A 22,627-nucleotide genomic window follows, 5' to 3' on the forward strand; every position below is an offset into this window, starting at 1 on the left:
TAAATATAAAACTTATACGATTTGAATCTTAGCTTTTCATAAATAATTAACTAACAGATAAATAACTAATTTCACATAAATAAAACAAACATGAATCACACTAATAAAATGCTCAGAGATGATGCGCTTAAAGGAAAAACAATTGTAGTAACAGGTGGAGGAAGCGGTTTAGGTAAAGCCATGACAAGATATTTCTTAGAACTTGGTGCCAATGTTGCTATTTCATCTCGTGACTTAGACAAACTTAAAAACACAGCAAAGGAACTAGAAGCTGAAACTGGTGGCACATGCTTACCAATACAATGTGATGTAAGAGAATATCATCAAGTAGAAAACATGCGAAAAACCGTTGTGGAAAAATTTGGTAAAGTAGACGTTTTACTTAATAATGCAGCTGGCAACTTTATTTCGCCAACAGAGCGCTTATCTCCTAGAGCTTTTGATGTGATTATAGACATTGTCTTAAAAGGTACAAAAAACTGTATGTTAGCTTTTGGCAAGCATTGGATAGACACCAAACAAACCAACACTAATGTTTTAAGTATTGTCACCACATATTCGTGGACAGGTTCTGGCTACGTGGTACCAAGTGCAGCAGCCAAAGCAGGAGTTTTAGCTATGACACGAAGCCTTGCTGTAGAATGGGCAAAATACGGCATGCGATTTAATGCTATTGCTCCAGGACCATTTCCTACCAAAGGAGCTTGGGATCGCTTGATGCCTGGAGATCTTCAAGAAAAATTTGATATGGCTAAGAAAGTGCCATTAAATCGTGTTGGAGAACATCAAGAGTTAGCTAATTTAGCCGCTTATTTAGTATCTGACTTTTCTGCATATATGAATGGAGAAGTTGTCACTTTAGATGGAGGAGAATGGCTTAAAGGTGCAGGAGAATTTAATATGCTCTCTGGTGTTACCGAAAATCAATGGGATGATTTGGAAAAAATGATTAGAGCAAAAAAGAATAAATAACAAGTATTTCTGCCCTTCCAATCATCAAATAAATTTATCTGATCTTAAGTACAATATTCAACTAAAAATTTAGTTAAAATATTGTTATTCCTTTTTCAATTAGCTAATTATAACTAATTTAGAAGAAATTTCTTATAAATTATTAATCCATTAAACCTATCAATCAATGAAAAAATTAATTTTCAGCACAGTTGTTTTGTTGTGTTTATCAATCGCATTTCCCTCAAATGCGCAGGTTGTCGCAACAAAATCAGATTCAAAACTTAAGTACAATCCTAAAGATCCCATTCCCACAGATCCAAATGTAAAAACAGGTAAGCTAGCCAATGGCCTCACCTATTACATTCAAAATAATCCTAAACCAGAAAACAAAGTAGAATTAAGATTAGTTATTAATGCTGGTTCTATATTAGAAGATGAAGACCAATTAGGGCTAGCTCACTTTATGGAGCACATGTGTTTTAATGGTACCAAAAACTTTAAGAAGAATGAATTAGTAGATTACCTGCAAAGTATTGGTGTAAAATTTGGTGCACACCTTAATGCATATACTAGTTTTGATCAAACGGTTTATATCCTTCCAATTCCAAGTGACGATCCTGAAAAACTAGAACAAGGTTTTCAGATAATTGAAGATTGGGCACACAACGCTTTATTAACTGATGAAGAAATTGATAATGAACGTGGTGTTGTTTTAGAAGAATACCGTTTAGGTAAAGGTGCAGACGAGCGTATGATGCAAAAGTACTTGCCAAAAATGATGTATGGCTCTATGTATGCAAAACGTCTTCCTATTGGTACTAAGGAAAATTTAGAAACGTTTAAATACGAAAGCCTAAAGCGTTTTTACAACGATTGGTACAGACCAGATTTAATGGCCGTTGTTGCTGTTGGAGATATCGATGTGGCTACACTAGAAGCGAAGATAAAATCACACTTCGGACATATAAAAAATCCTAAAAACCCAAGACCTAGACCATCTTTCGACTTACCAAACCATAAAGAAACCTTTATAGCTATTGAGTCAGACAAAGAAGCTCCTTTCTCTAATGTAAGATTATTGTTTAAGGATAAGGTAAATTCTAAGCCAGATGTAACTTACGCAGATTACAGAAAATCTATGGTAGAAAATTTGTTTTCTCAGATGATTAATAATCGTTTAGATGAAATTAGAAATGGAGAAAATCCACCATTTGTTTATGGATTCACTTATTATGGTGGTACTTATGCACGTACAAAGAACGCTTTTCAATCTCAAGCTATGACAAGTCCAACAGGACAATTAGATGCATTAAAAACGCTTTTGAAAGAAAACGAACGTGTACGTAAACATGGTTTTTTTGAAGGTGAATTTAATCGTGCCAAAAAAGATATTGTTGCCAGAATGGAGCGCGCTTTTAAAGACAAAGACAAAATGGAATCTGAAAGAATTGTAGGCAGTTATGTCAATAATTTTTTAGAACAAAACCCAATTCCTGGTATGGAATGGCGTTTCGCCTTTATAAATTCGCAATTACCAACAATTACTTTAGATGAGGTTAATGCGCTTATAAAAGATTACATAAAAGAAGATAACCGTGTCGTTATTTTAACTGGACCAGAAAAAGACGATTTAGAAAAAGTTAAAGAAGCAGAAGTATTAGAATTACTAAATACGGTTAAAACAATGGATTTAAAGCCTTATGAAGATAAAGCCGTTGCTACGTCCTTAATGACTAAAATGCCAATTAAAGGCAGTATTAAAGAGTACAAAACAGACGAAACACTTGGCACTACAACCTTAGTATTAAGCAATGGAGCTAAAGTAACATACAAAAAGACAGAGTTTAAAAACGATGAAGTTTTATTTGATGCCTTTAGTTATGGTGGTACATCATTATATACTGATGAAGAGTATTTAGCAACAAACAATGCTAATCGTGGCCTAACAGAAGCTGGAATTAATGGTTTTGATAAAATTGAATTAGGTAAAATGATGTCTGGTAAAATTGCTAACGTAAGATTATCAATTGGCACATATAGCGAAGGTTTATCTGGCAATACAACACCTAAAGATTTAGAAACCTTATTTCAATTAACACATCTACACTTTACAGCTTTAAATAAAGACGAAAAAGCATTTAGAAGTTATGCAGATAAACAGAAGGCATTCTTAGGCAATTTAATGTCTAGTCCGCAGTTCTATTTTCAAAATGCAATGTCTGAGTTTATGTATGGTAAAAGTCCACGTTACACAGGATTTCCAACTGCAGAAGATATGGATAATGCAGACTATAATCTAGCTTACGAAAAATATAAAGAACGTTTTGCAGACGCTGGTGATTTTCATTTTTACTTTGTAGGAAATGTAGATGAAGAAAAATTGGTTAGCTTATGTGAAACCTATTTAGCAAGCTTACCAGGAAAAGGCAGTAATGAAACCTATAAAGTAACCGATTTCAGACCCTTAACAGGTTCTCATAAGAAAATCATAGAAAAAGGTGAAGATCCTAAAAGCTCCGTAAGAATGACTTATCATGGTCCAACTGAATATGATGAAAAAGAAGCACATGCCCTTTCGAGCTTAGCAGAAGTTTTAACAATTAAACTTATTGAAAAACTTAGAGAAGAAGAAGGAGGAGTTTATGGAGCAGGCGCAAACGCAAGAATTAGCAATATGCCTTATGATTGGTATAGTTTTAATATTAGCTTCCCTTGTGGTCCAGAAAATGTTGATAAACTTATAGCAGCAACCTTAAAAGAAGTCGATGAGTTAATCGCTAATGGACCAACAGAAAAAGATTTAGAAAAGGTTAAAAAAGCTCAAATTTTAGATTATCAAGAAGATTTAAAGACAAATCGTTTCTGGTTAAGACAACTTAAAAATGCAGATTATCTCAAAAAAGATGCGCATAACATCTTAAAATTTGAAAATGCAGTAAATAGCTTAACTGTTACTGATTTGCATAACGCAGCAAAAAAATACTTAACACAAGGATATATTACTGGCATTCACAATCCAGAAAAATAAGATTAGCCTTTTAAATTAATAAGCAGCCTTCTTAATCGCATTTTGAAGGCTGTATTTTTTTATACAAGTGTTAACAACTTCAATTTCTTATACTCGTAAATAATCGTATTTTTAAGCCCTAGAAAAACCAAATCATTTAATGGGTAAAATCATTGCAATAGCAAATCAAAAAGGAGGTGTTGGTAAAACAACAACCTCAGTAAATCTAGCAGCTTCATTGGGAGCTTTAGAGAAAAAAGTCTTACTTATAGATGCCGACCCACAAGCCAACGCTAGTTCTGGTTTAGGAATGGATGTCGATACTATTGAAATAGGCTCCTATCAGGTTATAGAACATTCCGCAGAAGCAAAAGAAGCAATTGTGGCTTCTAATGCTCCAAATGTAGATTTGATTCCGGCTCACATAGATCTTGTAGCTATTGAAATAGAATTAGTAGACAAGGAAGAGCGTGAGTATATGCTTAAAAAAGCAATTGTAGATTTAAAATCTGAATATGACTATATCTTAATTGACTGTGCTCCATCGTTAGGATTATTAACTTTAAATGCTTTAACGGCTGCAGATTCTGTAATAATTCCTATTCAATGCGAATATTTTGCACTTGAAGGATTAGGAAAACTGTTAAATACTATTAAAAGTGTACAAAAAATACATAATCAAGCGTTAGACATAGAAGGTATGTTATTAACCATGTTCGATTCGCGTTTACGCCTTTCTAACCAAGTGGTAGAAGAAGTACAAAAACATTTTAGCGATATGGTTTTTGATACAATCATTCAACGTAATGTGCGTTTAGGAGAAGCGCCTAGTTTTGGAGAAAGCATTATTAACTATGATGTGAGTAGCAAAGGAGCAGCAAATTATTTGAGCTTAGCTAAAGAGCTGATTAAGAAAAATGAATTATAATGGCGAAAGCAACAAAAAAACAAGCATTAGGTAGAGGGCTTTCTGCTTTATTAAAAGATCCGGAAAACGATATTAACTCTGCGGAAGATAAAAATGCAGACAAAGTAGTTGGTAATATTGTTGAGTTAGATATTGATAGTATTGAGGTTAACCCATTTCAACCTAGAACCAATTTTAACGAAGAAACATTAAGAGAACTTGCCTCTTCTATTCGCGAGCTTGGTGTTATTCAACCTATAACGGTTAGAAAATTAGCATTTAATAAGTACCAATTAGTTTCTGGTGAGCGTCGATTTAGAGCTTCAAAATTAATTGGTTTAGAAGCGATACCAGCCTATATAAGAATTGCTAATGACCAAGAGTCATTAGAAATGGCGTTAGTAGAAAATATTCAACGTCAAGATTTAGATGCGATAGAAATTGCTTTGTCTTACCAACGTTTAATTGACGAAATTAATTTAACACAAGAGCAAATGAGCGAACGTGTTGGTAAAAAACGTTCTACAATTGCCAATTATTTGCGCTTATTAAAGTTAGATCCTATTATTCAGACAGGCATCCGTGACGGATTTATAAGCATGGGTCATGGAAGAGCTATGGTGAATATTGAAGACCAAGTAGACCAATTAGAAGTCTATGAAAAAATCATCAGTAATAAATTATCCGTAAGAGCAACTGAGCAATTAGTGAAGAATTTTAGCTCTGATGAAACACCAGCAAAACCTGAAGAAGTTACACCAGAAATGCCTAAGTATATTAAAAAAGGTGTAAAAGATTTTTCAGATTATTTTGGTCATAAAATAGATGTCAAAGTGGCAAAAAATGGTAGTGGTAGAATAACGATTCCTTTTCATTCGGAAGAAGATTTTAACCGAATTAAAAAATTAGTTCAGCGTGACAAATAAATCTTTATTTAGTCTCCTACTGTGCTTACTATCAGTATCACTCTCATTTTCCCAAAAAGAAAAAGACAGTACTAGCATTGCTATTGATGAAAGCGCATTTATTACTAGTGAAACTATAATAAAAAAGGAAATTGACCCTTTAAGGCCTTCTAAAGCCGCATTTTATTCTGCTGTACTTCCTGGTTTAGGACAAGCTTACAATAAAAAATATTGGAAAATCCCTATTGTATGGGGAGCTATAGGAGCTGGTGTTTACTTTTATGTAAGAAATGATAAGCAATACGATCGTTATAGAGATGCGTATAAAAGTCGTTTGGCAGGCTTTCAGGATGATGAATTTTATGGAGTAATATCAGACGATGGGCTTATTAGAGCACAACAACAGTTTAACAGAAACAAGGAAATGTCTCTATTAATAACCATTGGTTTATATGCTTTAAATGTGATTGATGCTAATGTAGATGCACATTTACTACAATTTAATGTCGATGAAAATTTAAGTTTAAGTCCACATTATCAATATAATGAAATGGAGAACACTTCAGATTTAGGATTAACCGTAAATTTTAAATTCTAAGTCTATTATAGGTATTAAACATAATGGTTAACATGCTTCAATACCTTTTATAATTACAATAAACCAATTTCAAAATGAAAATAGCTTTACTAGGTTATGGCAAAATGGGCAAAAGTATTGAGACCATTGCATTAAACCGAAATCATACAATTTCTTTAATAGTATCAGACTCTAATTCTGATTATGATTTTTCAAATTCTGATGTTGCCATCGATTTTAGCATACCATCTGTAGCTGTTTCCAACATAAAAAAAGCCATAGATGCTGGGATTCCAGTAATTTCTGGTACAACAGGTTGGTTAGAACAATACCAAGACGTTTTAGATTATTGTAATTCTAATAACGGTACATTTTTATATGCTTCTAATTTTAGCTTAGGTGTGAATATATTTTTTGAGCTAAATAAAAGATTGAGCGAATTAATGTCTAACACTTCTGAGTACACTACAGAAATTGAAGAAATTCACCATACACAGAAATTAGACGCTCCGAGTGGTACAGCTATTACTTTAGCAGAACAAATTATAGAAAACACAGAGTATACAAATTGGACATTAGACGAACCCAAACCAAACGAAATTCACATTGAAGCTAAACGCATAGAAAATGTTCCTGGCACTCATGAAATTTCGTATAATTCTGAAATTGATTCTATAAACATAAAACATACAGCACATAGCAGGCAAGGCTTTGCAATGGGAGCGGTAATTGCAGCAGAGTGGATAAAAGACAAAAAAGGCGTCTTTAGTATGAAAGATGTGTTAAACATTGGTTAATTTGCCAAACATTTGAAACAAATTGAAATAATTTTCAACCTATTAGATTAAATATCATATTATGAGCTGGACACAGTGGTTTATCTTTTTACTCATTTTACAAATCATACATGGCCTAGGTACATGGAAATTATATATTAAAGCAGGCAGAAAACCTTGGGAAGCCTTTGTACCAGTTTACAACGCTGTAATTTTAATGAAAATTATTTCGCGTCCTTGGTGGTGGGTTATATTAATGTTTTTACCAATTGTAAACCTTATTATGATTCCTGCTGCATGGGTAGAAACAGCAAGAGCTTTTGGCAAAGACACTAAACTAGATGCACTTTTATGCATCGTTACATTAGGTTTTTACCTTTACTATCTTAATTATGTAGCAGGTGTTAATTATGTAGAAAAAAGAAAATTAACTCCTAAAACATCTACAGGAGAATGGATTACCTCCATACTTTTCGCTATTGTAGCAGCAACTATTGTGCATACGTATTTCTTTCAACCATTTGTAATTCCGTCATCATCTTTAGAGAAATCATTACTGGTTGGTGACTTTCTTATTGTAAGTAAAATACATTACGGACCACGTTTACCAATGACAACTGTTGGCGCACCGATGGTGCATGATACTATTCCTAAATTAGGTACCAAATCGTATTTATTCAATGATCATTTTGAAGAACGAAATACGTCTTGGATGAATAAATTACAATTACCATATTTTAGATTCCCTGGTTTTGAAAAAATTGAACGTAATGATATCGTGGTGTTTGGTCAGCCTGCAGATACCTTGGTGGACATGAATAAGTTTACACCAGATAGAAATTATTACAAACCCATTGACAAAAAAACCAACTTAGTAAAACGTTGTGTTGGTATACCTGGTGATACTTTAGAAGTTAGAAATGGTATTGTCTATATAAATGGCAAACAAAATAAATTACCTAATAGAGCTAAGGTTCAATTTTCATACGATATTGAATTTGCTAATATTACGGCCAATTCTATGTACGAGCTTAGCGAAAAAGTGAAGCCAATTTTAAAAAAGTATGACATCACTGATGGTATTGGTTACGATAACCAACGTGAAACATTTATAATACAAGCAACTCAAGAAGCAGCTAAAAAGGCTGTTGTACATCCAAATATAGCCTCAATTACCTTTCATGGTGAAGATGAAGGCATAAGAGACAGTAGAGTATTTCCTCACGATTTAAAACACAATTGGAACTACAACTTTTTTGGACCTATATGGATTCCTAAAGCTGGTGCCACTATAAATTTAGACATGGATAACATTTCTATTTATAAGCGTGCCATAGGAGAATATGAAGGACACAATGTTGTTACTAGAGGAAATCAAATTTTTATTGATAATAAACCTGCCACATCTTACACATTTAAACAAGATTATTATTGGATGATGGGAGATAACCGTCATAACTCCATTGATGCTAGAGCATGGGGATTTGTGCCTTACGATCACGTTATTGGTAAACCTGTATTCATTTGGATGAGTATTGATGGCATTAATGATGGACTTAAAAATTGGAGTATTAGATGGGATAGAGTCTTTACTACGGTTAGTGGTACTGGCGAGCGTACATCTTATTTAATTCCGTTTATAATCCTTGTTTTAGGTATTACATTTTTCAATAAATGGAGAAAAAAGAAAAAGGCTAAGTAGCATTAAGTTTTGAATAACCTTATATATCCAACCTATTTTCCAAACATTGCACACTTTTGGGCTATTGTCAATTCAGATTCCATTTGTTTTGAAGTCAGTGACAATTACCAAAAACAATCTTTCAGAAACCGAACTGAAATTTATGGTGCAAATGGCAAATTGGCTTTAACTGTTCCGGTAAGTTATTCTCAGAAAAATAGGCAACTGTATAAAGATGTAAAAATAGCAAATGATGAATCTTGGCAACTTCAGCATTTAAAATCTTTACAATCTGCTTATAGTATGTCTCCCTTTTTTGAATTCTACATTGACGATTTAATGCCTCTATTTGAAAATCATTACGATTATATCTTAGACTTTAATCTAAAATGTTATGACCTACTATCCGATAGTTTACAATTGAACAGGACTTCAAAACACACATCAATTTTTGAAATAAAACCTTCAGAAAATAAAGATTTTAGACACTTAGTAAAACGAAATTCTAAAGTGCAATCATTTCAACCTTACACTCAAGTTTTTACTGAAAAACATGGTTTTATTTCTAATCTTAGTATTTTAGATTTATTATTTAATGAAGGTCCAAATGCGGAATTGTATCTGAAACGGCAAGAATTAGAGATAATTTAACAAAAAAATGCTTCAATCAACCGTCCATTACGGCATACACTTTGGTTTACCATTGGTAGTTGCTATTGTATTTTACAAAGACTATTGGCTAAAAGCCTACGCTATTATGATTTTGGGTATGTTGATAGATTTAGATCACTTACTAGCAAACCCCATTTTTGATCCTAATCGTTGCAGTATCAATTTTCATCCACTCCACTCCTACTACGCTATTGTAGTTTACATGCTGTTATTAATTCCGAAGAAAACGAGACTTATCGGTCTAGGTTTAGTGATTCACATTATTGCAGATACCGCAGATTGCTGGTTAATGTGATAGTTTTAATGTTGTTTTAATAGGATAATGATCCGAAAGTTCAACATCGAGGGTTTTAAATCCATTCACCGTAAAATCCTCATCTGCTAAAATAAAATCGATTCGCATAGGGAAGAATTTAAAATTATACGTTCTACCAAAACCATTTCCCGCTTGTTTAAACGTATCTTTTAAATCGTCTCCTTTAATCTTTCTATAAATATAGGAATAAGCTGTATTATTAAAATCGCCTGTAACGATGGTTTTGTAATTAGACTTTGCCTTGTGTGCTAAAAACAACTCCACCTGCTCTTGCTGTGCTTTAAATGTAGCTCCTACTTGTTTAAATAAATGTCCTGAGGTTTCTTCTTTAAGCTTTTCTACATCTACTCCTATACCTGATGATTGTAAGTGAAAATTATAAATTCTAATTGTATCTTTTTGTTTCACTATATCAACAAAAATGGCATTATTGTACGTATTAGGAAACTCTAGAGAACCCGAATTTACGATAGGAAATTTAGAAAAAATCGTTTGACCACCTTTAATTCCTTTAGAATATTCCGCATTAAAACTATAGTAGTGTTTTAGCTTAAGACGCTCACTTATTGGATATTCTTGAAGACACAACACATCTGGTGCTTCATCAGAGATTAATGCTAAAATACTATCTTTAACCGTTTTACTAGGCAACCAACCAAACTTATTAAAAAGTCTAACATTAAACGACATAACAGAAAAATTGGCGTCATCCTCAATCTGCAAAGAAGACGAAAACTTGTACATAGAGTTCATATAACTCCATCCTAATAACAATACCACCAACGATAAAATCATTTGCTTCTTAACACGAAGCAACCAGTAAATTAAAAAAATAACATTGAGCGAAATAAGTAGTGGTACACCCAAACTTAAAACAGATAGTGTAGCAAAACGTTTTGGTGGAATAAACGGTAATATATAAGAAATGAGCAATAAAAATGCCACCAACGAATTGATTAAAAATATAATTTTACTACCGAATTTTAATCCTTTCACTTTATTTTTATTTTCCTGCCCTAAAGAGAAATTCCTTTTCCTCTGCAGTTAGACTCTCATAACCACTTTTACTAATTTTATCGAGAATTAAATCTATTTTCTTCTGATTATTAAACGTATTAAACTCGTCTTTAGTCTTACCAGCATACTCCTTTTTTTTGGTATTACGATGTACTGTTTTAAGATTAGATTTTGGCTTAAACCAACTCATAAAGCTATCCATAGCACGCTCAAAACCAGTGCCAATATCTGTACCTTTTAATAGCTTAGTAGCATAAATATAACCTAACAAATAACCCCCAAAATGTGCTACATAACCACCTTGATTCATACCTGCCATTAATCTAAACAAATCTAAACCAACAATAACCATGGCAATATGTTTCCATTTTACATTAAAGGCGTTAAATAAACGTATCTCTGTATTGGGTATGTATGCAGCTACAAACATTAATAACGCACTTACACCTGCAGAAGCACCTACTAAAACACCATTTACTCCTAGAAAGTTAACTGGCATAAGATTAGCAAAAGCCAAATAAGCCAATCCACCACAAATAATCCCAAGAAAATAAACATTTAGAATCATTTTTGAACGAAACAAATTCAATGTTATTCTAGATAGGTAGTAAAGAAACAGCATATTAAATGCCAGATGCAACAAGCCACTATGAAGAAATCCGTAGGTTATTATTGACCAAGGTTGAAATAGATAATCCATGATTCCTGATGGCAATTCAAAATAGCCAAACAGATCAATTCGCAATAGTGATTTAAACACTAAGCCAATAATAAATACGATCACATTAATGGCTATTATTTTACCAAAAGCATCGAGCGTATTAAACTTATATTTTAAATCTTGAATCGTACTCATAATTAATTCCAACGGTATTTATCTTTTTCATTTTTCTTCCAGAAATACATTAAAAGGAAACCTGTTAATGCACCTCCAACGTGAGCCATATAAGCCGTATTACTCGGACTGAATATAGAATTCCCTGAAAGAGCTGAAAATAAATCTAACGCAATAATACCAGGAATAAAATACTTTGCTTTAATAGGTACAGGCAAGAAAATAAGCATCAATTTAGAATCTGGAAATAACATTCCAAAAGCTACTAAAACACCCATTATAGCACCAGAAGCACCAACCATTGTACTATTAAATGCATTGATAAAACTATCAAAATTATCACCCAAAAGCGATACCCAAGCCGTACTATATTTGCCCTCACTCAGAACACTTAAAACATCTGATTGAGATGCACCAGATTCTATCAATGTTGTTAAACCCGTATTAAATTGAAAGTACAAAAATGCAACTTGTATTATCGCTGCACCAAAACCAGAGAGTAGATAAAAGGTTATAAACTTCTTCCATCCAAAAATTTGTTCTACAGCAGTGCCAAACATCCATAACGCAAACATATTAAATGCAATGTGCATAAAATTACCATGCATAAACATGTGTGTTAAGACTTGCCATGGCTGAAACATTGGATTTTTCGGAAAATATAATGCAAACCACTGATAGAAAGCTTCACCATTACCTACTGTTAATGTTCCAATAAACATTAATACATTTAATATTAATAAATGCTTTACTCCATCTGTTATTTCTCTTCTCATATTCTACATAAATTTTTTCTCAATATCATCAACAGCCATAGTTATAAATGTTGGTCTATTAGTTGGTGATACATTAGGTTCCTTACAGGCAAATAAACTATTTACCATGTGTTCTTGCTCTGTACTATTTAAAGATTGACCGTTTTTAATCGCTAAACTCTTTGCCATAGATTTTGCTAGTAAATCCGCAGCACTAAAATTAGTGTCTGGCACATCATTCTCTACATCGCTAATTAATTGTTCTAAAATTATAGACACTTCACTTTCTGGTACTCCTACAGGAACTCCTGTAATCATAATCTCCTTATCATTCAATTCTGAAAATGCAAAACCTGTATGTTCTAAATCAGATTTTAAATCGTCTATAATTTTTGTTTCGTTTGGTGTAAAATGTAATTGTAACGGGAATAATAATTGCTGACTCGTTGCTTCTTTTACAGTAATATGCTTTAAAAAACTCTCATATAAAATACGCTGGTGTGCTCTATTTTGGTCAATAATCAACATACCAGATTTTAAAGTACTCACAATATATTTGTGTTGTAACTGAAACGTTGTTTTTCTAGTTTCAATTGCTGAATCATTAAAAATAGATTCATCTTTTGATTCACTTTCAAAAGTTACTTGACTAAAATCACTTTGAGAATTATTTCCTTTAGATTCTAAACCGACATACATACTTTCCCAAGATGCCGTAGGTGGCGATTTAAATCCTGTATTCTGCCTCGTCGTTTTTTCCTTTCTATTAACATCTTCAGAAAATGGATTAAAACTACGATCCACTTCAATTGCTGGTATTGAAGCATTTTTATCTTTATACTCGTAAGGTGTATTTAAACTACTCTGATGTTCAAAATCTAAAACTGGTGCAATATTAAATTGTCCTAAACTATGTTTTACAGCCGAACGTAAAATAGCATAAAGCGTATGCTCATCGTCAAATTTAATTTCAGTCTTTGTCGGATGAATATTAATATCAATAGATTTTGGATCAACAGTAAGATTCAAAAAATAACTAGGATGATAACCATCTTTTAATAAACCTTCAAAAGCCGATTTTATAGCATGATTGAGATACGGACTTTTTATAAATCGCTGATTCACAAAAAAGAATTGTTCTGACTTTGTTTTTTTTGAAAAATTAGGTTTACCTACGAATCCAGATATTTTCAACACTTCTGTTTCTTCTTCAACTGGCACTAATTTTTCGTTAGTTTTAGTTCCGAAAATATGCACTACACGTTGTCTGTAATTTTCTTGAGGCACATTAAATAAGTCGCTTCCATTGTGATAAAATGAAAATGCAATATTAGGATGCGCTAAAGCCACACGATGAAACTCGTCTGAGATATGCCTTAACTCTACGGTATCTGATTTTAAAAAATTTCGTCTTGCCGGAATGTTAAAAAATAGATGCTTCACGGCCACCGAAGTTCCGGTTGGTGTTACAACAACCTCTTGCGATTTTACTTCACTACCTTCTATAACAATGGCAGTTCCTAAATCGTCTTCGTCTTGCTTTGTTTTGAGTTCAACATGCGCAATAGCAGCAATACTCGCTAATGCTTCACCTCTAAACCCCTTAGTGTTAAGTTGAAATAAATCTTCTGCCGCTCTAATTTTTGAAGTTGCGTGACGCTCAAAACTCAATCTCGCATCAGTAACACTCATACCTTTGCCATTATCAATTACTTGAACTAGAGTTTTACCAGCATCTTTAATTATGAGTTTTATTTCTGTAGCATTAGCATCAATGGCATTTTCCATTAATTCTTTAACTACTGAAGCTGGACGCTGAACTACCTCACCTGCTGCAATTTGGTTGGCAACATGGTCTGGTAAAAGTTGAATAATATCTGACATTAGCTTTTAAAAGAAAAAATAGATAAGTCGAAATCTATGATATAAAGAAAAATTAAAACGAAGATTCCTATTAAGAGTAAAATGGTTCTATTAAAACCTGAATTATTTCTAGTTCGGCCACTTATTCTACTATCGTGCCATTGCCCAGAAAAATCATTTTTATTATAAGTATCTGCATAAGCATCAAACTTTGATACATGGCCTGATGTATCAATATCTTCTTTACCTTTATAATATCTTGGTGTATAATTAAACCTTTTATTTCTAGGTAATTTTTTAATTAAAGTGAATTTTATTGGTCCCATAATACTGTCTTATTTAATATATCCATCAAGGACATAAATTAAAACAAAAATAAAAACGAGTAAACTAATTAATACGGCTAACGATGTTAGCATACTTCCTTTGCGCTTACCACCTTCTTTAAGTTCATTCCATTTAGTTTCTAAGTCGTCTTTCGACTTTCTATTAGCGGAATCCTGAAGTCGAGATTTGTATGTGAAACGTTTATTTTTTCGTTGTTGAAACAAGAGACTTGTAATTTTATCCAGATTAATCTCAAAAGTACTGAAAATACAAGGAAATAACCCTTAAGGATTCCTTAAAATTATTAACAAAAAGGATGCCAGAGTTGGTTGGCAGTATGCAGTATGCAGTATGCAGTATGCAAAATTAAATTTTAGCTTACCACAAAATATAAGTATGTATTATTTTAAGGCTATGTGACTGCCAACAGAAGACTAAAGACTGAGAACTTACAAAGTTTCCTTGCGTAAAGCTGCCATTTTTATAGCTGCGATTGCGGCTTCCGTTCCTTTATTACCATGTATACCACCAGAGCGATCAATGGACTGTTGCATATTATTATCGGTAAGCACACAGAATATTACAGGAATATCACCTTTAACATTAAGATCTTTAATACCTTGAGTTACACCTTCGCATACAAAATCGAAATGTTTAGTTTCTCCTTGTATTACACAACCTATAACAATAATAGCATCTAGCATACCAGAGTCTGCATAAATACTTTTACTCATTCTTGCAGCACCATAAGTTAGCTCAAAAGTACCTGGAACATTCCAGCGTACAATGTTTTGCTTTATTGCACCACAGTCTATGAGTGCATCAAAAGCACCTTGCCATAAACCTTCGGTAATTTTATCATTCCATTCTGAAACAACAATCCCAAACCGAAAATCTTTCGCGTTTGGGATTGTTGCTTTATCGTAATTCGATAAATTATGATTTGCAGTTGCCATATACTATAAGCTTGCTTCTACTCTTCCTATTAATACATCTGCATCTTTAGCTTCAGTTGAAGCAGAGAACTCAGACTTAATTCGTGTTAAATAATCTAACGCTTTACTATTTTCTCCTAAGTTAATAGCTACACGTGCAGCTTTCATTAAGTATAATGGAGTCGTAAAATCGTTAACATTAGCTTTAAATGCTTTTTCATAGTATTCTAAAGCTTCAGATTTTTGTTCTAACTGAACAAAAGCATCACCAATACCACCTTTAGCAATAGGATCTAACATTTTATCATCACTAGAAAAGTTACCTAAGTGCGTTACGGCATTTTGATAATCTCTAAGATTTAAATATGCCATACCAGCATAATAATTTGCTAAGTTAGCTGCAGGAGTACCACTATATTCGTTAATAATATCTAACATACCGTACTTTCCTTCACCACCTTCTAAAGACATTTTGTAAAGTGAATCTGAAGAAACACCACTCACAGCCTCATCAAAATACTTTTTTGCTGTGTACATTTCGTTCATAGCATCCTTTTGCTTTGGTTCTGCTACTATTTTATTGTATCCTAAATATCCTAGGACAATTAAAGCTACCACTCCAACAAAACCTAAAATATACTTTTGGTTCTTTACAGCCCATTCTTCAGTTCTAGAAGCACCTTCATCTAAAGTGTTAAACACTTCTGCTGTTGTTGATTCTTCTTCAAAAACCTCTTCCTTCTCTTTTACTGTCTTAGGTTTGTAGCCTCTTTTCTTATACGTTGCCATAAATTGTCATTTTGTGCGTGCGCAAAAATAAAATTTTTATTGGGATTTAAAAGCCTATTTATTTGTTATTTTTGAATAATTATTTTAAAGCCTAAATGCTTTTCTACATCAGTAAAATCAAGGAATCTGTTTGTTTTTCATGAATCTAAACACACTATCTTTAGTTAATTATAAAAATTTTGAAAGTCAGGTTTTCGATTTCGACGCCAAAATCAATTGTTTTGTTGGTGCAAATGGCATCGGTAAAACCAATGCACTTGACGCTATTTATCATTTAGCTTTCGGAAAAAGTTACTTTAATCCTATTGCAACTCAAAATATAAATCATAATGCCGATTTTTTTGTGGTCGATGGAATTTTCACTAAAAATGATCGCGATGAAAAAATTATTGTGTCCTTAAAACGTGGTCAGAAAAAAGTAATTAAACGTAATAGTAAAGCATACGAAAAATTTAGTGAGCATATTGGGTTCATTCCTTTGGTTATTATTTCGCCAGCAGATCGCGATTTAATTATTGAAGGTAGTGATACGCGTCGTAAATTTATTGATAGTGTTATTTCGCAAAGCGACAAAAGCTATTTAACAGAACTCATTAATTATAATAAGGTATTAACACAACGGAATGCGCTATTAAAGTATTTTGCACTCAATAACACCTTTAATAAAGACACACTTGCCATTTACAATGAACAACTCAATACTTATGGTAGTGCAATATTTAAAAAACGAGACTCCTTTTTAAAAACCTTTATACCCATTTTTAAATCACGCTACGAAGCTATTAGCCAAAGCAAAGAAGCGATAGACTTAACTTACAAGAGTGATTTATTTGATAACGAATTAAATGATTTACTAAGTAAATCCATCAATAAAGATAGAGCATTGCAATACACTAGTGTTGGTACACACAAAGATGACTTAGTATTTTTAATTGATGATTTTCCGATTAAAAAGTTTGGAAGTCAAGGCCAACAAAAATCATTTTTAATCGCTTTAAAATTGGCACAATTCGATTTTATAAAGCAACAAAGCGGAGTTTCACCTATTCTATTGTTAGATGATATTTTTGATAAGTTAGATGAAAACAGAGTGGCACAAATTATTAGTTTGGTAGACGACGCTCATTTTGGTCAGATTTTTATTAGCGACACACATGCAGAACGCACAGAAGACGTGATAAAACAAACACATCAATCGTATAAAATTTTCAAATTATGAAAAACGTTACCAATATTATTAAGCACTTTTCTTTTCTACTTATTGCGGTTGTAATATTCAGCTGTTCTAAAAACCCGGAAAACTACATTAAACATATAGAAGGTTACTGGGAAATAGATGAAGTTACTATGGCAGATGGCAGTAAAAAAGAATATAAATTTAACGAAACCATAGATTACATTAGTGTTAATGATAGTTTAAAAGGATTTCGAAAAAAATTAAAACCAGGTATCAATGACACCTATTTTTCTTCTGATGACGAAGAAGCTATTGTATTAAAAATTGAAGACAATCAATTAAACATTTACTACAATACTCCCTATGCCAACTGGAAAGAAACCGTTTTAGAAGCTACAGAATCTCAACTACGTATTATTAATGAAAGTGAGAATATCTACGTTTACAAACGTTATACTCCTATAAAATTAGATATTGATTAACAGGCAAAAAGATTCTATATATATTGAACGATGGGAAGGTTTTTTTCTATATCCTGTTGATGATGAAAACTACGATATACCCAAACGCATAAATTTTCACATTAATGTAGAAATAAAAAATGACATCTTTATCGGTACACATTCTGATGAAGAATCCGCTCCTATTTTCGAGGAAGATGCAAAGCTAAAAGGTTATTTTGAAGACGATTTTTTAAGTTTCATTTTAAAGTATCCTTATCTGTATTTTTTAGATGAATTTGGACAACAAAAAACTGATAAAAATAAAAATCATCCAGAAATTCATTACTATGGTAACTTCAATCAAAAAACAAATTCTTATCTTGGTGCTTGGGAAATGTTTGAGGAATTTAATGATGAATTCGGAAGTCCTTGGATAGAAAGAACCGAAGGCACATGGGAATTTAAAGTCACGTCTTCAAAAGTAAAATAGTTATGGCAAAACGAAACAACGATAATCAACCAATACAAGACATTCTAAAAGAATTTGTACAATCTAACAACCTACAAACAGGTTTAGATAAAGTTGATGTGCGCGAAGCTTGGGTAAATCTTATGGGAAATGGCGTTAACAATTATACCACAGCCATAGAATTAAAACACGATACACTCTACGTACAACTTAGCTCAAGTGTTCTGCGAGAAGAGTTAAGTTATGGTACAGAGAAAATTATAAAAATGCTTAATGAGTCGCTTAGAAAAGACATAGTTAAAAAATTAATTTTAAGATAAGACACTAATAAATAAAAAGTTAGTTTTCACTTTCTAAATTCAATCCTTTTTATTTCAAACATTACTCTAGGATTTACAATGACTAGGCATACTTCTGTGTGAATTTTAACCAAACCTCTATTACTTAGCAATAATAATTAACCCAATTACGGTCTAAGTTTTAGATAATTTCCTATTTTTAAATTCTATATTAATTTCACTCTATGAAGTATTTTAAACTCATTCTATCCTTCGTATTAACAGTCGCTATTTTTTATGCGCTAAATACCAAGTTTGGTTCTATACCACCAATTGGTAAATTTCTTAATCCATATTCTGGTGTTTGGCAAAATGAAACTGATGAAGCCATTTCGGGAGACATCACTATTCCTGAATTACAAGATAAAGTCACGGTTCATTATGATGCTCAGTTAATTCCGCATGTATTTGCACAAAACGAACTGGATTTATACAGAGCACAAGGCTATTTAACCGCAAAGCACAGACTTTGGCAAATGGAATTTCAGACCTATGCTGCAGCAGGTCGTTTATCTGAGATTATAGGAGAAGGAGCACTTAATTACGACAGACAAGAACGCAGACGTGGTATGGGCTATGGTGCAGAACAAGCCTTGTTAAAAATGAATGAAGACAAAAGAACCTCAGCGATTACTAAAGCATACGCAGATGGAGTTAATAGTTACATCAATCAATTAGATCCTAAAAATCTTCCTGTAGAGTACAAATTATTAGATTATAAACCAGAAGCATGGACGCAAAAAAAGACTGCACTACTCCTTATGTATATGACCAAAATGTTGGCAGGTGGAGATGAAGATATGGAAAACACCAATGCGTTGCGTTTATTTGGTAAAGAACGGTTCGATTTATTATTTCCAGATTTCTTTGATATTACAGATCCTATAATTCCGAAAGAAACGGACTGGAGCTTTATTGACGTGCCGCAAACACCAACACCAAACAGCGAACCTGTTTTAGATTCTATTGCTGAAACCATTGATAAACCAGATCCAAATTATGGGAGTAATAACTGGGCAGTTTCTGGTGAAAAATCAGCTACAGGACATCCCATTTTGGCAAACGATCCGCATTTAGGACTTAACTTACCTTCCATTTGGTTTATAATGCAATTGAGTACACCAAACCATAATGCTTTTGGTGCAACACTACCTGGTGCATTGGCTGTTATTTCTGGATTTAACCAATATATTTCTTGGGGAGAAACAAATGCAACAAGAGATGTTATTGATTGGTATAAAATTGATTTCAACGATGATAGAACACAATATAAATTCGATGACCAATGGAGAGATGTTTCGGTTAGGGTTGAAGACATAAAAATTAAAGGCAAAGAAACCTACAAAGATTCCGTACTCTACACGCACCATGGTCCTGTGGTTTATGATAAAAACTTTAAATCTGATCAAGAACGTGCAGGCTATGCCATGAAATGGGTTGGCCATATTGGTGGCAACAACCAAAAGACTTTTTTAGATCTTAATAAGAGTAAAAATTATACAGACTATGTTGAAGCGTTAAGCAACTATACAGCACCTGCTCAAAACTTTGTTTTTGCGTCAACTGAAGGAGACATTGCCATATGGATTCAAGGTTTACTTCCTAATAAATGGGAAGGTCAAGGAAAATTTGTTATGGATGGCAGCAAATCTGAAAACGATTGGCAAAGTTATATTCCTCAAGCTTATAATGCACACACTAAAAATCCGGAACGAGGTTTTGTGAGTTCTGCAAATCAATCACCTGTGGACGAAGCTTATCCATATTTTGTGTTTAATGATGGATATGAAACATACAGAAATCGTGTCATCAATGATTTCTTTAATTCTAAAGACAAATTTAGCATTCAAGATTTTAAGGATTTACACAATAACAACTATAACCTTAAAGCGGCAGAATTAATGCCTTATATGTTAGAAAACATGGATGTTTCTAGCTTAACACCTAAAGAAAAAGAAATTTTTGATATTGCTAAAGCGTGGCAATACAATAACGATATGGGAGAGATTGGCCCAAGTATTTGGAGTGCATGGTGGAGCATTCTTTATACTATGGTATGGGATGAGTTTGACGTTAATGATACTGCAATAGATCCTCCATTTACCTACCAAACAATTTATTTACTAAAAACGAAAGGAGACGATGCCTTTATGGATATTATAGAAACACCCGAAACGGAAACGGCTAAAGATTTGTTTAAATTAAGCTTTAGTAAAGCTGTAGAAAAACTAAACACATGGAAAGCTGAAAACGGAGATCTCAATTGGGTAAATTACAAAGGCACCTATGCTGGTCATTTATTACAAGCCTTACCAGCATTTTCTAGATTTGATATTCCTATTGGAGGAGGAAAAAATATTGTAAATGCGACATCAGAAAATTGGGGACCATCTTGGAGAATGATTGTAGAAATGACCTCACCTCCTACTGCTCTTGGTATTTATCCTGGAGGACAGTCTGGTAATCCTGGCAGTAAATATTACGATAATTTTATAGATGATTGGGCAGCTGGTAAATACCATAGTCTTAATTTTCTACAAAGCAGTACGGCAACCGATGCTATTATTGGCACACAAACCCTAACACCAAGCAAGTAATGAACAAGACAATTATTAATTTTATAGCCACAATTGTATTAGCATATATATTATCATTATTCTTGCCTTGGTGGTCTGTTATGACAGCTGCTTTAGCCACTGCTTTATTTATTCCATTAAAAAAATCAGCCGTATTTTTTGTACCATTTTTTGCTATTGTTTTGTTTTGGGCAGTTTACAGTTATCTAATGAGTAGCGGTAACGATTTCACTTTAGCAAAACGCATTGCAGTACTTTTACCATTAGGTGGCAATCCTTATGTATTAATGTTAGTTACAGGTATTGTTGGAGGTTTAGCTGCTGGTATTGCTGCTATTTTTGGAAAACAAATAAGTTTAATACTTAAAAGCAAATAGATAATAATAGCTAATATCCCTAAAATAAAATGGGATAAATAGCGTGTTTGTTTTTATATAACGAGTTGTGCTTCATTACCAGAAACCGCTAACCAATGATAAAATTCTTTAGGAAAATTAGACAAAACTTACTGATGAAAAACAAAACTGGGAAGTATTTTAAATATGCAATTGGAGAAATTATTCTTGTGGTTATTGGAATTTTGATTGCTCTTCAAATTAATAACTGGAATGAAAATCGTAAACAAAGTAATGTTATTCAAAATTATTATTATCAATTAGAAGAAGACTTAGATGATGAGACAGACAACATAAAAGACAAAATTTCTCGAATTAGTGAAAGTATAGTTTCCTATGAACAATATTTAGAACTTACTAAAGAATCAAACCTAGAACTTATCGAAATGATGAACGCTCTAACTGAAGTTAAGTTAGCTTTTTGGTATCCATCATTTAACTCTAATACCATTGGAACATTAGAATCAACAGGAGACATAAAATTAATACCTGCTCACCTCAGAAAAAAGTTGATAAATCTTTTGAGAAAACAAGAAAGAATTGTTAGTCAAGCCAATGGGAATTATAGTGTTTATTTAAGTGATTTACAAAAAGCTGGGAATTTAGGGTTTTATAGAAACAATTATCACTTGAAAGAGAATAGCCATTTAAATTATACAGAAAACTACCCAGAAATAATATTGACTCTTGAGAACGCTTTATATCTTAAAAATTACACAGAAAAAAGACAAATAATTGAATTAAAGCAAATGCTAAATAATGCTAATGAATTGAAAGAATTAATTAAGATTGAGATAAATAATAAATAACGAAAGCACAACAAAGTACTGTGGTAAAAAACAAGTAAAAATGTATTAATTTTTCACTAAAGTACTTTTATAATTTCCATCATATATTAATCCTGATTTAGCTA

24 protein-coding genes are annotated in these 22,627 nt (G+C 32.7%); 16 read left to right on the plus strand and 8 right to left on the minus strand.

The features are described from left to right. The first annotated feature begins 90 nt into the window (after window positions 1-90). The 9 genes from DFQ10_RS14815 to DFQ10_RS14855 all read left to right on the plus strand — a co-directional run bounded on the left by DFQ10_RS14815 (window position 91) and on the right by DFQ10_RS14855 (window position 9,774). Window positions 91-972: an SDR family oxidoreductase gene (locus DFQ10_RS14815; RefSeq protein WP_115818213.1), complete on the plus strand. Its 882-nt coding sequence runs from the start codon at window positions 91-93 to the stop codon at window positions 970-972. Window positions 973-1,138: 166 nt separating this feature from the next. Further along, a complete protein-coding gene (locus tag DFQ10_RS14820) occupies window positions 1,139-3,982 on the plus strand; it encodes a M16 family metallopeptidase (RefSeq protein ID WP_115818214.1) in 2,844 nt (947 codons plus the stop codon). A gap of 139 nt (window positions 3,983-4,121) precedes the next feature. Next, window positions 4,122-4,889: a ParA family protein gene (locus DFQ10_RS14825; protein WP_115818215.1), complete on the plus strand. Its 768-nt coding sequence runs from the start codon at window positions 4,122-4,124 to the stop codon at window positions 4,887-4,889. Beyond that, a complete protein-coding gene (locus DFQ10_RS14830) occupies window positions 4,889-5,794 on the plus strand; it encodes a ParB/RepB/Spo0J family partition protein (RefSeq protein WP_115818216.1) in 906 nt (301 codons plus the stop codon). The genes DFQ10_RS14825 and DFQ10_RS14830 overlap by 1 nt, the downstream gene beginning before the upstream one ends. Continuing rightward, on the plus strand, window positions 5,784-6,371 hold the full coding sequence (locus DFQ10_RS14835; protein WP_115818217.1) for a DUF5683 domain-containing protein: 588 nt from the start codon (window positions 5,784-5,786) through the stop codon (window positions 6,369-6,371). Before DFQ10_RS14830 ends, DFQ10_RS14835 begins: the two co-directional genes overlap by 11 nt. Before the next feature lie 74 nt (window positions 6,372-6,445). Further along, window positions 6,446-7,147 carry a 4-hydroxy-tetrahydrodipicolinate reductase gene (gene dapB, locus DFQ10_RS14840; RefSeq protein ID WP_115818218.1) on the plus strand — a complete coding sequence of 234 codons (702 nt, stop codon included), beginning with the start codon at window positions 6,446-6,448 and terminating at the stop codon, window positions 7,145-7,147. 61 nt (window positions 7,148-7,208) lie between these two features. After that, complete coding sequence (gene lepB / locus DFQ10_RS14845; RefSeq protein WP_115818219.1) at window positions 7,209-8,828, plus strand: signal peptidase I; 1,620 nt, start codon at window positions 7,209-7,211, stop codon at window positions 8,826-8,828. Window positions 8,829-8,837: 9 nt separating this feature from the next. Next, window positions 8,838-9,458, plus strand: coding sequence for a WbqC family protein (locus tag DFQ10_RS14850; protein ID WP_115818220.1), 621 nt, complete (start codon window positions 8,838-8,840; stop codon window positions 9,456-9,458). Window positions 9,459-9,465: 7 nt separating this feature from the next. Next, window positions 9,466-9,774 (plus strand): DUF6122 family protein, encoded by a 309-nt coding sequence (locus tag DFQ10_RS14855; protein WP_115818221.1) that lies wholly within the window; start codon window positions 9,466-9,468, stop codon window positions 9,772-9,774. Here DFQ10_RS14855 and DFQ10_RS14860 read toward each other — a convergent pair. From DFQ10_RS14860 to DFQ10_RS14895, 8 genes are all read right to left on the minus strand, one after another. Next, window positions 9,766-10,791: an endonuclease/exonuclease/phosphatase family protein gene (locus DFQ10_RS14860; RefSeq protein ID WP_115818222.1), complete on the minus strand. Its 1,026-nt coding sequence runs from the start codon at window positions 10,789-10,791 to the stop codon at window positions 9,766-9,768. The genes DFQ10_RS14855 and DFQ10_RS14860 overlap by 9 nt on opposite strands. A gap of 7 nt (window positions 10,792-10,798) precedes the next feature. Next, on the minus strand, window positions 10,799-11,668 hold the full coding sequence (locus DFQ10_RS14865; RefSeq protein ID WP_115818223.1) for a rhomboid family protein: 870 nt from the start codon (window positions 11,666-11,668) through the stop codon (window positions 10,799-10,801). Window positions 11,669-11,670: 2 nt separating this feature from the next. After that, the gene (locus tag DFQ10_RS14870; protein ID WP_115818224.1) at window positions 11,671-12,423 is read right to left on the minus strand and encodes a rhomboid family intramembrane serine protease; all 753 of its coding nucleotides are present in this window, start codon (window positions 12,421-12,423) and stop codon (window positions 11,671-11,673) included. Window positions 12,424-12,426: 3 nt separating this feature from the next. Next, the gene (gene mutL, locus DFQ10_RS14875) at window positions 12,427-14,286 is read right to left on the minus strand and encodes a DNA mismatch repair endonuclease MutL (protein ID WP_115818225.1); all 1,860 of its coding nucleotides are present in this window, start codon (window positions 14,284-14,286) and stop codon (window positions 12,427-12,429) included. Continuing rightward, window positions 14,286-14,591 (minus strand): hypothetical protein, encoded by a 306-nt coding sequence (locus DFQ10_RS14880; RefSeq protein WP_115818226.1) that lies wholly within the window; start codon window positions 14,589-14,591, stop codon window positions 14,286-14,288. The genes mutL and DFQ10_RS14880 overlap by 1 nt, the downstream gene beginning before the upstream one ends. A 9-nt stretch (window positions 14,592-14,600) precedes the next feature. After that, a complete protein-coding gene (locus DFQ10_RS14885) occupies window positions 14,601-14,816 on the minus strand; it encodes a hypothetical protein (protein ID WP_115818227.1) in 216 nt (71 codons plus the stop codon). 225 nt (window positions 14,817-15,041) lie between these two features. Continuing rightward, entirely contained in the window at window positions 15,042-15,548 is a 507-nt protein-coding gene (ribH, locus tag DFQ10_RS14890) for a 6,7-dimethyl-8-ribityllumazine synthase (RefSeq protein ID WP_115818228.1), read from the minus strand. 3 nt (window positions 15,549-15,551) lie between these two features. Continuing rightward, window positions 15,552-16,316 carry a tetratricopeptide repeat protein gene (locus DFQ10_RS14895; RefSeq protein ID WP_115818229.1) on the minus strand — a complete coding sequence of 255 codons (765 nt, stop codon included), beginning with the start codon at window positions 16,314-16,316 and terminating at the stop codon, window positions 15,552-15,554. A gap of 139 nt (window positions 16,317-16,455) precedes the next feature. Here DFQ10_RS14895 and recF point away from each other — a divergent pair, with 139 nt between their 5' ends. The 7 genes from recF (at window position 16,456) to DFQ10_RS14930 (ending at window position 22,523) form a co-directional block, all read left to right on the plus strand. Beyond that, complete coding sequence (gene recF, locus DFQ10_RS14900; RefSeq protein WP_115818230.1) at window positions 16,456-17,535, plus strand: DNA replication/repair protein RecF; 1,080 nt, start codon at window positions 16,456-16,458, stop codon at window positions 17,533-17,535. Continuing rightward, window positions 17,532-17,975, plus strand: coding sequence for a lipocalin family protein (locus tag DFQ10_RS14905; protein ID WP_245940730.1), 444 nt, complete (start codon window positions 17,532-17,534; stop codon window positions 17,973-17,975). Before recF ends, DFQ10_RS14905 begins: the two co-directional genes overlap by 4 nt. Continuing rightward, on the plus strand, window positions 17,968-18,426 hold the full coding sequence (locus DFQ10_RS14910; RefSeq protein ID WP_115818231.1) for a hypothetical protein: 459 nt from the start codon (window positions 17,968-17,970) through the stop codon (window positions 18,424-18,426). Before DFQ10_RS14905 ends, DFQ10_RS14910 begins: the two co-directional genes overlap by 8 nt. Before the next feature lie 2 nt (window positions 18,427-18,428). Then, window positions 18,429-18,725: a DUF721 domain-containing protein gene (locus tag DFQ10_RS14915; RefSeq protein ID WP_115818232.1), complete on the plus strand. Its 297-nt coding sequence runs from the start codon at window positions 18,429-18,431 to the stop codon at window positions 18,723-18,725. Between the two features lie 203 nt (window positions 18,726-18,928). Further along, window positions 18,929-21,340 (plus strand): penicillin acylase family protein, encoded by a 2,412-nt coding sequence (locus DFQ10_RS14920; protein ID WP_115818233.1) that lies wholly within the window; start codon window positions 18,929-18,931, stop codon window positions 21,338-21,340. Then, window positions 21,340-21,696, plus strand: coding sequence for a hypothetical protein (locus tag DFQ10_RS14925; RefSeq protein WP_115818234.1), 357 nt, complete (start codon window positions 21,340-21,342; stop codon window positions 21,694-21,696). Before DFQ10_RS14920 ends, DFQ10_RS14925 begins: the two co-directional genes overlap by 1 nt. 134 nt (window positions 21,697-21,830) lie before the next feature. Next, entirely contained in the window at window positions 21,831-22,523 is a 693-nt protein-coding gene (locus DFQ10_RS14930; protein WP_181897652.1) for a DUF6090 family protein, read from the plus strand. Window positions 22,524-22,627 lie beyond the last annotated feature (104 nt).

Source organism: Winogradskyella eximia (assembly GCF_003386165.1).
Classification (GTDB): Bacteria; Bacteroidota; Bacteroidia; order Flavobacteriales; family Flavobacteriaceae; genus Winogradskyella; species Winogradskyella eximia.